The sequence below is a fragment of the Lacibacter sp. MH-610 genome (assembly GCF_045780045.1).
Taxonomy (GTDB): domain Bacteria; phylum Bacteroidota; class Bacteroidia; order Chitinophagales; family Chitinophagaceae; genus Lacibacter.
Genome location: NZ_CP116002.1, coordinates 3,820,150 through 3,832,720, shown reverse-complemented (window position 1 = coordinate 3,832,720; position 12,571 = coordinate 3,820,150). Strand labels below are relative to the sequence as shown.

11 protein-coding genes are annotated in these 12,571 nt (G+C 41.6%); 2 read left to right on the top strand and 9 right to left on the bottom strand.

The window, feature by feature from the left end; translation table 11 throughout:
* Positions 1-320 precede the first annotated feature (320 nt).
* Both PDL71_RS17465 and PDL71_RS17460 read left to right on the top strand, forming a co-directional pair.
* Positions 321-1,649: a stage 0 sporulation family protein gene (locus tag PDL71_RS17465; RefSeq protein ID WP_407523583.1), complete on the top strand. Its 1,329-nt coding sequence runs from the start codon at positions 321-323 to the stop codon at positions 1,647-1,649.
* An 85-nt stretch (positions 1,650-1,734) separates the two neighbouring features.
* The gene (locus PDL71_RS17460; protein ID WP_407523580.1) at positions 1,735-2,562 is read left to right on the top strand and encodes an alpha/beta fold hydrolase; all 828 of its coding nucleotides are present in this window, start codon (positions 1,735-1,737) and stop codon (positions 2,560-2,562) included.
* 37 nt (positions 2,563-2,599) lie between these two features.
* Here PDL71_RS17460 and PDL71_RS17455 read toward each other — a convergent pair whose 3' ends face one another.
* The 9 genes from PDL71_RS17455 to PDL71_RS17415 form a co-directional block, all read right to left on the bottom strand.
* The gene (locus PDL71_RS17455) at positions 2,600-3,793 is read right to left on the bottom strand and encodes an ATP-grasp domain-containing protein (protein ID WP_407523578.1); all 1,194 of its coding nucleotides are present in this window, start codon (positions 3,791-3,793) and stop codon (positions 2,600-2,602) included.
* 117 nt (positions 3,794-3,910) lie between these two features.
* A complete protein-coding gene (locus PDL71_RS17450; RefSeq protein ID WP_407523576.1) occupies positions 3,911-4,267 on the bottom strand; it encodes an SxtJ family membrane protein in 357 nt (118 codons plus the stop codon).
* A 1-nt stretch (position 4,268) separates the two neighbouring features.
* A complete protein-coding gene (locus tag PDL71_RS17445; RefSeq protein ID WP_407523574.1) occupies positions 4,269-4,421 on the bottom strand; it encodes a DUF5989 family protein in 153 nt (50 codons plus the stop codon).
* Entirely contained in the window at positions 4,418-5,506 is a 1,089-nt protein-coding gene (locus PDL71_RS17440; protein WP_407523572.1) for an SGNH/GDSL hydrolase family protein, read from the bottom strand. Before PDL71_RS17440 ends, PDL71_RS17445 begins: the two co-directional genes overlap by 4 nt.
* Positions 5,507-5,530: 24 nt before the next feature.
* Positions 5,531-7,390 (bottom strand): carbamoyltransferase, encoded by a 1,860-nt coding sequence (locus PDL71_RS17435; protein ID WP_407523569.1) that lies wholly within the window; start codon positions 7,388-7,390, stop codon positions 5,531-5,533.
* A gap of 17 nt (positions 7,391-7,407) precedes the next feature.
* Positions 7,408-8,691, bottom strand: a complete 1,284-nt coding sequence (locus PDL71_RS17430; protein WP_407523567.1) for a DUF7033 domain-containing protein — start codon at positions 8,689-8,691, stop codon at positions 7,408-7,410.
* Between the two features lie 4 nt (positions 8,692-8,695).
* Positions 8,696-10,072 (bottom strand): LutB/LldF family L-lactate oxidation iron-sulfur protein, encoded by a 1,377-nt coding sequence (locus PDL71_RS17425; protein ID WP_407523564.1) that lies wholly within the window; start codon positions 10,070-10,072, stop codon positions 8,696-8,698.
* Entirely contained in the window at positions 10,069-10,668 is a 600-nt protein-coding gene (locus tag PDL71_RS17420) for a DUF3109 family protein (RefSeq protein WP_407523561.1), read from the bottom strand. Before PDL71_RS17420 ends, PDL71_RS17425 begins: the two co-directional genes overlap by 4 nt.
* 19 nt (positions 10,669-10,687) lie before the next feature.
* Positions 10,688-12,508, bottom strand: coding sequence for a tetratricopeptide repeat protein (locus PDL71_RS17415; RefSeq protein ID WP_407523558.1), 1,821 nt, complete (start codon positions 12,506-12,508; stop codon positions 10,688-10,690).
* Between the last annotated feature and the right edge of the window lie 63 nt (positions 12,509-12,571).

The following is a 12,571-nucleotide window of genomic DNA, read 5'->3' as shown; positions in this document are numbered from 1 at the left end:
GAGCAGGTCAATAAAAAAAGACAGAAGAAAAGGTTTTGTGCAGCAGGCTTTTGAAACAGGGAGCATCTTCTGTTGCGTCGCACACTTGTACCGCCTTAACATTATTGAACTGAATGTTTCGTCGGCATCACGCAAAAGGCGTTGATACTGCCGTGCTTTTTTCAGCACTGCATTCAACATAGCACTAAAGTAGGGCAAAAAGCTCCCTGCTGAACAGAACGTACAAGAGAGTGACACAACACAGCTTCATAAATATTCCTCAGCTTGCCCCCAACTCCTTCTTCATTTCGGTTTGATCATTTTTAATTTCTCATGTTTATATGAGTTGTACAAGTTGCGGAACGGGTAAACCAAATGGCTGCAAAAGCAATGGTGGATGCAGCACGGGCGGGTGTAACCGTTTGAATGTGCACGACTGGCTGGCCAATCTTCCCTTCAGCGATCCTACGAGTGATTGCCGTGTGGTAGAGATTACGTTTAATAACGGCAGCCGCAAAGAATTTTACCGGAACAATACGCTCCAGCATTTTGAAAAAGGTGATATGGTAACGGTGGAAGGTGTGAGCGGTTTTGATGTGGGTATGGTAAACCTGAGTGGTGAACTGGTGCGCATGCAAATGAAAAAGAAAGGCGTGGCAGAAGATAACCCGGAGATGAAGAAGATCATGCGCCGTGCCAATGAAATGGATTTGCAGAAGTGGAGAGAAAGCAAGGAGCGTGAAAAACCGGCACTGGTACGTACAAGGGCCATCCTTATACAGTTGAAGCTGGATATGAAGCTGATTGAAGTAGAGATGCAGGCCGATGGACGGAAAGCCACTTTTTATTATACTGCCGAAGACCGTGTGGATTTTCGTGAGCTCATTAAAATTCTTGCCGGTGAGTTTAAAGTGAAAGTGGAGATGAAGCAGATCGGCATCCGGCAGGAAGCCGCAAAGATTGGTGGTATCGGCAGTTGCGGCAGGGAATTGTGCTGCAGCAGTTGGCTCAGTGATTTTAAAAGTGTAACCACCACTATTGCACGCTATCAAAACTTAACCATTAATCAAACAAAACTGAGCGGACAATGCGGCCGTTTAAAGTGTTGTTTGAATTATGAACTGGATACTTACCTGGATGCCTTACAGCATTTCCCCACGAATGCTGATATGCTGGAGCTAAGCCGTGGTACCGCCACACTCATTAAAAAAGATATTTTCAAAAACCTGATGTGGTATGTGTTGCCGGATAGCAACAAGCAATACCCGGTGCCGATTGACCGTGTAAAAGAAATCCGTGCCATGAATGCGAAAGGTATAAGGCCCGATGAGTTAGGTGCTATTGAACTGGCTCCTGCCAAGGCAGAAGAAAAAGAAATGGCGCATGTGGAGCTCGTGGGTCAAATAAGCCTGCGTGCATTAGAGCGTAACAGCAAAAAACGCAGAGACCGGGAGCAATCACAACGCAATCAGCCGCAGCAAAAACAACAGGGCGGTAATCAACAACAACAAAGAAGACCGCAACAGCAACAAGGCGGTGGAAATAAACAACAGCAGGGCGGCGGACAAAACAGAGGCCAACAACAACGGCCACCTCAAAATCAAAACCGTCCGCAGCAGAATCGTCCGCCGCAACAGCGGAGGAACGAACCGCCGAAGAAGGATAATTAATTGTGAAACCCCGAACAAAGCGTCGGGGTTTTTTATTTAGTAGGTATCTTTCTGTTTCATGCGAAAGTTTATGAAAATATCATTCATGATTCTCAGTATCATATTAGTTCTATGGCTCCTGTTGGCACAAAGCTGTATGAAGTTTCGGATGAGTGATAAAGAAGCAAAGAAAAAGTTTGATGAAGCAGGAGTTGCGCTTCAAACTCCTGTAAAGAAAATTGATGGTGTGAATCTGCATTATGCACAAACAGGGAATGATACATTGCCCACCTTATTATTTGTTCATGGAACACCCGGAAGCTGGGATGCATTTCAGAATTATTTGAGGAATAATGAACTGTTGCAACATTATCGTATCATTTCCATTGACCGCCCGGGATTTGGTTACAGTGATTTTGGCAATGCCATGAATATGTCTGCACAAACAAACATCATCAGCCAATGGATGGATGCGGTGAATAATGGTAAGCCGTTTATCATTGTTGGTCATAGTTTGGGCGGACCATTAGTATTAAAATTAGCTGCTGCACGACCACAATACACAAAAACAGTAGTGGTATTAGCTGGTTCACAAGACCCGAGCGCCGAAAAACCGGAGAAGTGGCGGCCTGTTTTATTCAAAACACCGTTAAATTATTTAGTGCCCGGTGCCTTACGCCCCAGCAATGAAGAGCTATGGTATTTGAAAAATGACTTAAAAGAAATGGCGACCGATTATGAAAAGATAACCTGTCCTGTGTACATATTGCATGGTACAAAAGATATGCTGGTGCCATACAGCAACGTAGCATATACACAAAAGATGCTTACCAAAACAGATTCCGTTTTTGTAACCACATTTGAAAAAGAAAATCATTTTATTGTTTGGACGAGAGAGAAAGAGATTGTGGAGTTGTTGATGAGCCTGAAGTAACGAAAACTAAAAATCCCGATGATTCGGGATTTTAATTTTATTTACTTAAATACATACTCCTGTCTTTGTACAACTGACGGAAGTAAGGATCTCTCAAATTTTTAATAAAGCGGATGGCTTCACCTGTACTTTTCATTTCAGGCCCCAATTCTTTATTTACATTGGGAAACTTATTAAAGCTGAACACAGGTTCTTTAATGGCATAGCCGGTGAGCTTTTTCTCGTATGTAAAGTCTGTTAATTTCTTTTCACCCATCATTACCTTGGTAGCAATGTTGAGGTAAGGAATCTGGTAAGCTTTGGCTATAAACGGAGTGGTTCTTGAAGCACGAGGATTGGCTTCAATTACATAAACTTTGCCGTCTTTGATGGCAAATTGTATGTTGATGAGTCCTTTTATGTTCAATGCCTTAGCAATCTTTTTAGCATACTCTTCCATCGTTGTTACAACCAACGGCGTTAAGTTGAACTCCGGTAACACCGCATGGCTGTCGCCACTGTGGATACCTGCGGGTTCAATATGCTCCATCACACCCATTACATGAAAGTTTTCACCATCGTAAATGGCATCAATTTCCGCTTCCTGGCAACGGTCGAGGAAATGATCAATCAAAATTTTATTGCCGGGTAAATGTTTTAATAAGCTCAACACTGCTTTCTCCAGTTCCTCATCATTAATCACAATCCGCATACGCTGACCACCGAGTACATAGCTGGGGCGTACCAACACCGGATAACCAACTTCCTTTGCCACTTCCATAGCATCGTCTGTAGTATAAGCAGTTCCGTATTTTGGATAAGGAATATCCAGTTCTTTCAAGAGATCACTAAAGCGGCCACGATCTTCCGCTATATCCATATTGTCAAAGGAAGTGCCGATGATGCGGATGCCTTTCTCATGCAGACGCTTGGCCAATTTGAGAGCAGTTTGTCCGCCCAACTGCACAATCACACCATACGGTTGCTCCAGTTCAATGATTTCCCAGAGATGCTCCCAGTTAACGGGTTCAAAGTAGAGTTTATCAGCCATGTCAAAATCGGTACTCACCGTTTCGGGGTTACAGTTTACCATGATGGCTTCATAACCGCACTCTTTAATGGCGAGTAAACCGTGTACACAGCAGTAATCAAATTCAATACCCTGACCAATTCGGTTGGGGCCGCTGCCGAGAACAATAATTTTTTTACGTGTAGATGGAATGGACTCGTTGTGAAGGACTGTATTTGCCATGGCGGTGCAAAGGTAGGGGTGCAGCAGAAAAAATGTAAAAGGATTTCAATCATTTTCTGCTGATGTAAATAAACAGTGGAAAGCGGCTGCAACTGTTAGTGGTAAAGGATTACAGGCTTACCAGGGCTTTTCAAAATCAGCTTTTCCAAATGTATGCTCACGGGTTACCAGTGGAGATTGACCTTTGTTGTACCTGCTGAAGCCGGTTCCCTTCAATAATCTTGCGATTAAGGCCAGTGGTGTGAGCAGCAGGAAAAAAACGATTGTAAGCAAAATTCTGCTGTTGATCCAACCGAGGACAGAAGCTAATTTCATCCACCCAAGGTGAATCAAATTTCCAAGTGCAGGTATAAGAAAACCAGCAAGCGCTGCTGTGGCCGGTATCAGTAACCAGTAATTATGAAACAAGATGCACAATAAAACAAACCCGGCTATAATGACGGCAAGTGAACTATGTTGTTGCTGCCACTTCATATTAAAACAAAGAATAGATAAAAGGCGCCGCAGCACTGCCGCCGCCAAAAATGAGCAAAGCACCTAACAGCACGAGGAATATAATGATGGGCGCCAGCCACCATTTTTTACGCTCTTTTAAAAAGAGCCAGAAATCTTTGAGTAGTTCAATCATAATTTTTGCTGCATCAGCAATTTAACTCTTTGCAAAATTAAGGAAGCTATCTGTTGATTAAATCCGGGTGAATAATGAAATGCATCCACATACAATGGTTTAATGGCCTGCTTTTGAATATCGCCAAGATACAGCCGGCCTGTTTTGTTCAGAAATGCTGTTTCTAACTGCGGATAAACAGCCGCAAACACAGGCTCCTCTTTTTTAGAACAAACAGGATCCATAGCCCGGTCAGGATATTGGTAATAGGGTACAGGCTGTACTACTAATAATGAACGGATGTCTTTTATAACCGCTTCCTGCTCTATCAATGATACCGATTGCAGGTAACCATTGATGAGTAAAGTTTTATCCGTTGGGTATTGGGTTGCTGCTGTTGCCGTTGTTAACGACGTTGTATTTCTGTACGTATTGCTGAGCCAACTCTCATTTGCCGAGGTATAATTTTTATAAACAAAGTTGTTAAGCCCGTCCATAAAAATGACCAGGTGAGGTTTCTTTTGGGAGCTCAGCAGATGCTGAAACAATTTGTACTCCTGGTACAGGTAATAGTAAGGCACCCCATAATTATGCACTTCTAAAGAAGTATTGGTATCAATACTATCATAAAACTGTCTTGCAAAAAAGGAAGGAATAGTTTCCGCATCAGCAACATTAAAACCAAATGTGGTAGAGCCTCCTAAAAACCAGATGATGAGCGTATCTTTTCCTTTTTGAATAAAGCCGGGGATGGTTTTGCGTTCAAATCCACGGATGTTCACATACGTACCTGTGAAATCTTTGTTCCGGAATTCCAACCATGGAGTATAGATGAGATGATTCGAAGCCATCGCTTCATCATGAACCTGCCGGTTCATTTGTTCAGATGAATCAGGTCTTACTAATTGCTGAAACTGATAGTTCTGTTTGGTTCGGGTTTCAACTTCTTTCTTCTTACGGATGTTTTCTTTTACAGCATGATATAACTCAACAACCGCCAGCTTTCTTTTACCATAACGATGATAATAAAAAACACTGGTGATTACTTCTGCCAGTAAAGCGGTGAGGATAACCAGAAGGGCTGTATAGAAAATTTTTTTAGTCATGCAGAACGACTGTGAATGAAGCTTTTAATCAGTTTTGATTTTCTCTTTCCAGTTACTGTCTTCTTTCCAGGCGGGTTGCTCTTTTTTGGCAAATAAATAATTACCCATCACAAGGTAATCCATTTCTGTGCGCATGAAACATTGATAAGCTTCTGCCGGAGTGCAAACGGGAGGTTCTCCCCTTACATTAAAACTGGTATTAATAAGCACGCTGCAACCTGTTTGTTGTTTAAATGCTGAAAGCAGGTTATAAAAAGCAGGATTGGTTTCTTTATGCACAGTTTGAATACGTGCAGAAAAATCAATATGTGTAACAGCGGGTAAACTGCTGCGTTGGAAATAGAGTTTTTCCTGCAGTGGCAATGTATGATAGTTCTGAGGAAGAGGATTTTGTAATTCTTTTTTTACAGGTTGCACCAATAACATGTAAGGTGAACTTGTTTTAAGTTCAAAATATTGTTCCGCATCTTCCGCTAATACAGCCGGTGCAAAAGGCCGGAACCCTTCCCGGTATTTGATTTTAAGGTTGAGCTTTTTCTGCATTGCTGCATTGCGTGCATCTGCGAGTATGCTGCGGTTACCAAGAGCACGGGGTCCGTATTCCATACTGCCTTGAAACCATCCCACTACATTTCCTTCGTTGAGTAATGTTGCCACTGTAGTATTCAATGCCGCTTCATCAGTAAACAGTTGAAAATTTGCATGAAAGCTTTCGGCTGTATGCAGTATTTCATCATTGGTGAAAGAGGGTCCGAGATAAGAACCAATCATACCGTCGGGTAATTGAACAGTACGGCTTTGTTCTTTGAACAAATGATAAGCAGCCCATGCCGCTCCAGCAGCTCCGCCTGCATCACCGCCGGCTGGTTGAATATAAATTTCATCAAACAATCCGCTGTTCTGCAGTTTGCCGTTAGCCACACAGTTGAGTGCTACACCACCGGCCAAACATAATTTTTTGGCACCTGTTATCTGTTGTGCATGTGCAACGAGCTTTAGTACAATTTCTTCTGTTACCTGTTGAATAGCCAAGGCCAGGTTACAATGATGTTGCTGCAACTCTTCTTCTTCAGCCCTTCGTTTAAAACCAAAAAGCGATTCCCATTTGCCGTCATTCGCCATTCTTAAACCAACGGCATAATTAAAATAAGATTGGTGCAGGAAAATACCTCCATCATCAAAAACTGTTATAAGATGTTCTTTGATTTTTTTTATAAACTCTTTTGTTTGCAAAGATTCCGGATCACCATAAGGCGCTAATCCCATCAGCTTATACTCACCGCTGTTTACTTTAAAGCCGAGATAATAAGTAAAAGCAGAGTACAGCAAACCCAGCGAATGCGGAAAGTTGAGTTGTTTTAATAAACTGATCGATGCATTGCTCCCTTTGCAGATTGTAGTAGTGGCCCATTCGCCCACACCATCAATAGTAAGAATAGCTGCTTCTTCAAATGGTGATGGATAAAAAGCAGAAGCAGCATGACTGAGATGATGTTCTGCAAACAGTAAGTTCAATTGTTTGGCTGCAGCAGGATCTATTTTCTTTAATTCATCACGGATGATTTTTTTGAGAAACAGTTTTTCATTGAGCCACACGGGCATCGCTTTCAAAAAAGAAGCAATGCCTTTTGGTGCAAATGCATAATAGGTTTCCAGCAGCCGTTCAAATTTTAAAAAAGGCTTTTCATAGAATACAATAGAGTCAATGTCTTTTAATCCTATTCCAGCTTTCTTCAAGCAAAAGGCAATGGCATTTGAAGGAAAAGCAGCATCATGTTTTTTACGGGTAAAACGTTCTTCCTGTGCCGCAGCAATCAACTGCCCGTTATAAAGGAGTGCAGCCGCAGCATCATGATAAAAGGCAGAAATACCAAGAACGTACATAGGCGCAAAATAACTCTTTACTGCAGAGATGCTGTAAAGGAAGCATACATTTCTTTCCAGCCTGCAAATAAAGGATCAGTTCCGAGGAACTGGTTGTGAAAAACGGTGATACAGGTGCCTCGTACCTGTTGTACTTCCTGCACTAACTGCTGCAGTTCAGTTGCAGCATGTTCCGGTGTGTGATGGAGTTCATAAAAATTGTTGGCTTCCATAAAAACAAAAGGATGAACACGCAAGGAAGTTGCTGCTTCCTGTTCCAGGTCGTACCACAAAAAAGAATTACAGGTTGATGCACGAAAGCCGTTGACCGTACCGTAGCCCATGCTGTAATCATCTGTTATACCTGCCTTCATCAATTCCCTGTAACTATGAGGTAAATGAAACCGTAGATAATGATGCCGGCTTTTGGTTACCGATTGCTTCAGTATTGATTCAAGTGTATTTTTTTCTTTGGTAAGGTTTTCACGGGCTGTATTGCTGCAAACAGATGGATGCAGGCCAACAGTTGCATGTTTGCCGCTGGCAGCAATCAATTGTTGCAATGCTTTCTTTTTGGGAGAAATATTTTTATCAAGTTCAGTTTTTTCTTCGGCCACTAAAAAAAAGTATAACGCAGCTAATTGATGTTGCTGATGCAATTCCTGCAGCCAATGATAACAATCAAAAGGATCCTCTTCTTTACCCAGCAATACACGTAATCGTTGTGCTATTGAAGAAGGTTGTTTGATGGAAGCTCCAAGATTGCGCCGGAATCCCTTGTGTTGATATGTCCACGCAATGTCAATATCGTAAGTGGGGATGAATGTGAATGCTGAATGGTGAATGGTGAGTGCGTTGAATTTAGATTGTAGCAATTTGCCAAACTCTTTCAGCCAACTATCAACAACAGGTTTGTTCAGAAAATTGTTTTTCCAGGCCAGTGAATTCCAATGCGCATACCGTCCATATTCATCCGGCTCATGTTCCAGGTATTCTTCATAGCGACTGATGCAATAGAAGATTGCTGAAAACAAATCAAACCCTATATCATCTTCGGTTTTAAAAAAAGCGATGGTGTTATGCCATTCAAAACAATTAATCTGCTGTTTTCTTATTTCCTGCTCATGCAGCAAACCTGAAGCATAAATAAAAAGCTCATCAGTTGCTAAGCGCTGCGTGGAATAATTGATTTTTTCTGAATGATGCGCTTTGAACAACATTAGATCATCAGTAATCACAGCCTGCCAATTCATTTTTTCATTGAGGTAATCAATGACATATTGAAGACGGGGTGTGATATGATGGCTGAATACTAACAACAAACGATCAGTTGGAATTTTTTTCTCGCCAGAGCTGGTTAAAGCTCTTCTCCGGGAACTGCAGTTCGCCATGATGCTTCTTCCACTCCTTCACAAAGTTGTTCAGCACAAAATTTTTGATTTTGCTGCTACCCATATTCATCATCTTTCTGCTCATGCTGGCCTGTTTCCAAACTTTCCATGCCATACGTTCAGCAAAAGATGAATAGCCCTGCGCAACTGATTCATATCGGTTTTCCAGAAGAAGTTCATGCAGATTAATCCGTACCGGGCACACTTCAGTACAATTTCCGCAGAGGGAGGAAGCATAACTCAAATGTTTGTATTCATCAAGATGATTGAGATGCGGCGTAATTACTTTTCCAATCGGTCCACTGTAAGTAGCTCCGTAACTGTGACCGCCAATGTTTTTATAAACGGGGCAGGCATTTAAACAAGCTCCGCAACGAATACAATACAAACTTTCACGGGTGGCCGGATTTTTCAGGATGTTGGTACGTCCATTATCCAGTAAAATCACAATCATTTCTTCCGGACCATCTTTTTCGTTTGTTTGTCTTGGTCCGAGCACAATGCTGTTATACACCGTTACCTGCTGACCGGTACCATAAGTAGCCAGCAAAGGCCAGAACAAACCAAGATCATTAATAGAGGGCAGTACTTTTTCAATGCCAACTACCACAATATGAGTTTTTGGAAAGGCACAGCTTAACCTTGCATTGCCTTCATTTTCAGTAACGGCAATACCGCCTACATCGGCCAAAATAAAATTGGCGCCGGTAACTCCCACCTCTGCCTGTAAGTATTTTTCACGAAGAATTTTCCTGGCCACCAATGTGAGTTGCTCAGGAGTAGCTTTGGGGTCAGTTCCCAGTTTTTCTGCAAAGAGTTTTGCTACATCTTCCTTGCTTTTGTGCATGGCCGGTGTAACAATATGATAGGGTGCTTCACCATCCAGTTGCTGAATGTATTCGCCAAGATCCGTTTCTACACTTTCAATACCGTTTTTTTCAAGCATGTCGTTGAGATGAATTTCTTCCGTAACCATGCTCTTGCTCTTCACCAGTGTTTTGCAGTTTTTTGCCTGGCATATTTTTAAAATTTCATCACAGGCCTGTTGAGCGTTTTCTGCCCATATTACTTTACCGCCACGGCGTGTGAACTGCAGTTCAAATTCTTCCAATTGCTGGTCCAGTGTTTCCAGCGCCCGCCATTTTACGTTCTTGGCACGCTCCCGTGCAGTCATGAGTTGTGTAAACTGCTGTTTACCTTCCGGCACTTTGGCATTGTACTTCCCAATATTGAAATTGATAGTACGGCGGTGGTCAAGATCCGCAGCCTTGATGGTGCTTTTGGCAATAAACTTTGATGCTGTTTCACTCATGATTCTTTTGTTTCTTTCTGTTGATAGTATTGATTCGCAATCTGCTCCAGCACTTCATAAAAATCTTCACCATACTTGCGAACAAGTGCTTCTTTCAAAAAACGATATACAGGTACTTTCAACTCTTTGCCAAAAGCACAGCCGGAATTGCACATGGGATCCCTTGGCTCGTAATTGAGATATTCGTTCTCTGTGTTTTCACTGTTACTGATTTTGATAGGGTACAAATGGCAACTGATGGGCTTTTTCCATTTGGTTTTACCTTCATTGTACACCTGTTCAAAACTGCATTTAACGATTCCTGCCTCATCTACCAAACCATAAGCACACATACCATTGCTGATGGTAGGTGTTACCCAGCCGAATTCCTGATCGTATGTATAGTACCCTTGTTTTTCTACTGCTTTTTTCCCTTCATCAGTCAGCAAATCCGCTACATGTATATATGCCTCTTTCACTTCATTCATCTCTTCTTTGGTGAGCGGCGCACCTGCATCGCCATCAATACAACAGCCGCCTTTGCATGCACTGAGGTTGCATACAAACTGTTCCTCTATCACTTCATCGCTGATGTATATATTATCAATTACAATCACACTTAAAATTTCTGCAAATTTAGTGATGCGGTTGCGATTGTTCTTTCTTTTTAAATAAACCCTGCCACCATGCCCTGCTGCTGCTTCTTAAACGAAGCATGTGCTGTGAGGATAAATAGTGAATCACCCTGTGCTCTACCCAATGATGTAAGGGCACGAGTAATGCTGCTACCAAAACCATCATGCCCAAGTCTTTCCACGGTTCACCCTGCGTTATGCCGTAAATGCTCTTCTTAAATACAAGGAAAATAAACTCGAAGAACATAAGAAATGCAAAAAAGCCGATGATACGGATAGTTGAAGCTGATACCCGTAAAAAACCCAGCATCACCAGCCCCACAAAAACAGCAGCGATGGCAATAATGATTGCCATGTATTGAATACGGTTTCTTTTTTCAATCTTTTCTTTTTCTGCAGCAGCCAAACGTTCCATCCTTTTTTCTTCATCCGTTATCTGCAGTTGCAGAATTTCGTCTTCTTTGCCAAGCTTGTCCAGGCTGTCTTTAAATTTGTTGTGAAGTTTATTGTAGTACAGGGCTTTTTCATAATTGCCGGCCAAGGTATAAGAAGTGTCCAGCATTTTAGTATAATACCGCATCCACTCAAGGTTTTGTGTTGCTTCTGCAAGTTGCTTTGATTGTTCAAAAACAGCTATGGAGTTTATCTTATCTCCTTTTTTTAATAAATAGTCGCCGTATTGTGCGAAGAAGCTAAGCTTTGATGCTGTGTTTACGCTGGTTTCAAAAAAAGGCAGACAGCGTGCATAAAAATAGGTTGCTGAATCCAGTTTGTTCATCTGTGTATAAATAACGGCATATGCCTGGTCAATAACACTGTTCATTCCAAAACCTGAAATGTATTGTTTCAGGTCTGGTTTGTTGTTAAAAAAGTTGAGTGCTTTTTGTGGTTCATCGGCACTCAGGTACATATTGAGTAGTCCCATGTAGCCCTGCATTTTCAATGGTGCAAATGCAATCGTATCGGCATATTTTATGGACGTTTCGTAGAATGATTGTGCCATGTTGTAATTTTTCTTACGCACATAAATATTGCCGATTGTATTATACACAGTTACCCTGCCGTATTTTGATTCTTCTGATTTACTTTGAAAGTCAAGGTGCAATACTTTGAATGCATAGTCTAATGATTTGTCATAATTTTTAGTGCCAAAATAAAAATCTGCAAGCTGTAAGTAGCAGACTCTTTTGAGCGGAAGGTTGTCAATCTTTTCCGCAAGGGTTGTTGCTTCAAAAATATTTTTCAGTGTAAGCAGTTTATCACCTTTTTCCTTGTAGCTCTGTGCAAATGAAATATAAGAAGCTGACAAAAGGCTGTCGTTATTCAGGCTTTGTGTTATGGCGAATGCCTGTGTAGTATAAGAAAGCGATTTGTCAATTTCAGAAATCAACCGATGCACATGTGCCTGCCATAACAAAGCTTCAGCCTGTTCTTTCTCCAGTTTGTTTTCTTTGGCTATGGTGAAGGCAATATCAAGGTATTGTTGTGCTTTTACAGCATATCCTTTTTTGGCAGCAATAAAACTGAACCGGAGCCCGTTGTCAATTTGTGCTTTAAACATGGCTTTCCGGTCTCGTGACAATTCTGCATCTTCCAGCGCTTTATTACCCCAATAATCGGATTGAAGGGTATCAATTGCCATATAAATCTGCGACAGCTCTCCCGCAAGTCTTGCTTTTTCTGTGAGCTTTTGTTCTTTTTTGTAGAGTGCAGTGACACTGTCTACAAACTTTGCCTGCTGGGCAACGGATGTGTTGAGTAAAATGTTGAAAGCGGTAATGCAGTAAATACAGAAGGAAAGAATGTTATTGAGCTTGTGCATGTTCTTTGAATTGGTTAGGATAGACTAAAGATATTGATTCAACTTCTATTAAAATTCAAATAC

Bases quoted from the DNA above. Each gene is read 5' to 3' on its own strand.
- PDL71_RS17465 (WP_407523583.1), top strand. From the start codon at position 321: ATGAGTTGTACAAGTTGCGGAACGGGTAAACCAAATGGCTGCAAAAGC.
- PDL71_RS17460 (WP_407523580.1), top strand. From the start codon at position 1,735: ATGATTCTCAGTATCATATTAGTTCTATGGCTCCTGTTGGCACAAAGC.
- PDL71_RS17455 (WP_407523578.1), bottom strand. From the start codon at position 3,793: ATGGCAAATACAGTCCTTCACAACGAGTCCATTCCATCTACACGTAAA.
- PDL71_RS17450 (WP_407523576.1), bottom strand. From the start codon at position 4,267: ATGAAGTGGCAGCAACAACATAGTTCACTTGCCGTCATTATAGCCGGG.
- PDL71_RS17445 (WP_407523574.1), bottom strand. From the start codon at position 4,421: ATGATTGAACTACTCAAAGATTTCTGGCTCTTTTTAAAAGAGCGTAAA.
- PDL71_RS17440 (WP_407523572.1), bottom strand. From the start codon at position 5,506: ATGACTAAAAAAATTTTCTATACAGCCCTTCTGGTTATCCTCACCGCT.
- PDL71_RS17435 (WP_407523569.1), bottom strand. From the start codon at position 7,390: ATGTACGTTCTTGGTATTTCTGCCTTTTATCATGATGCTGCGGCTGCA.
- PDL71_RS17425 (WP_407523564.1), bottom strand. From the start codon at position 10,072: ATGAGTGAAACAGCATCAAAGTTTATTGCCAAAAGCACCATCAAGGCT.
- PDL71_RS17415 (WP_407523558.1), bottom strand. From the start codon at position 12,508: ATGCACAAGCTCAATAACATTCTTTCCTTCTGTATTTACTGCATTACC.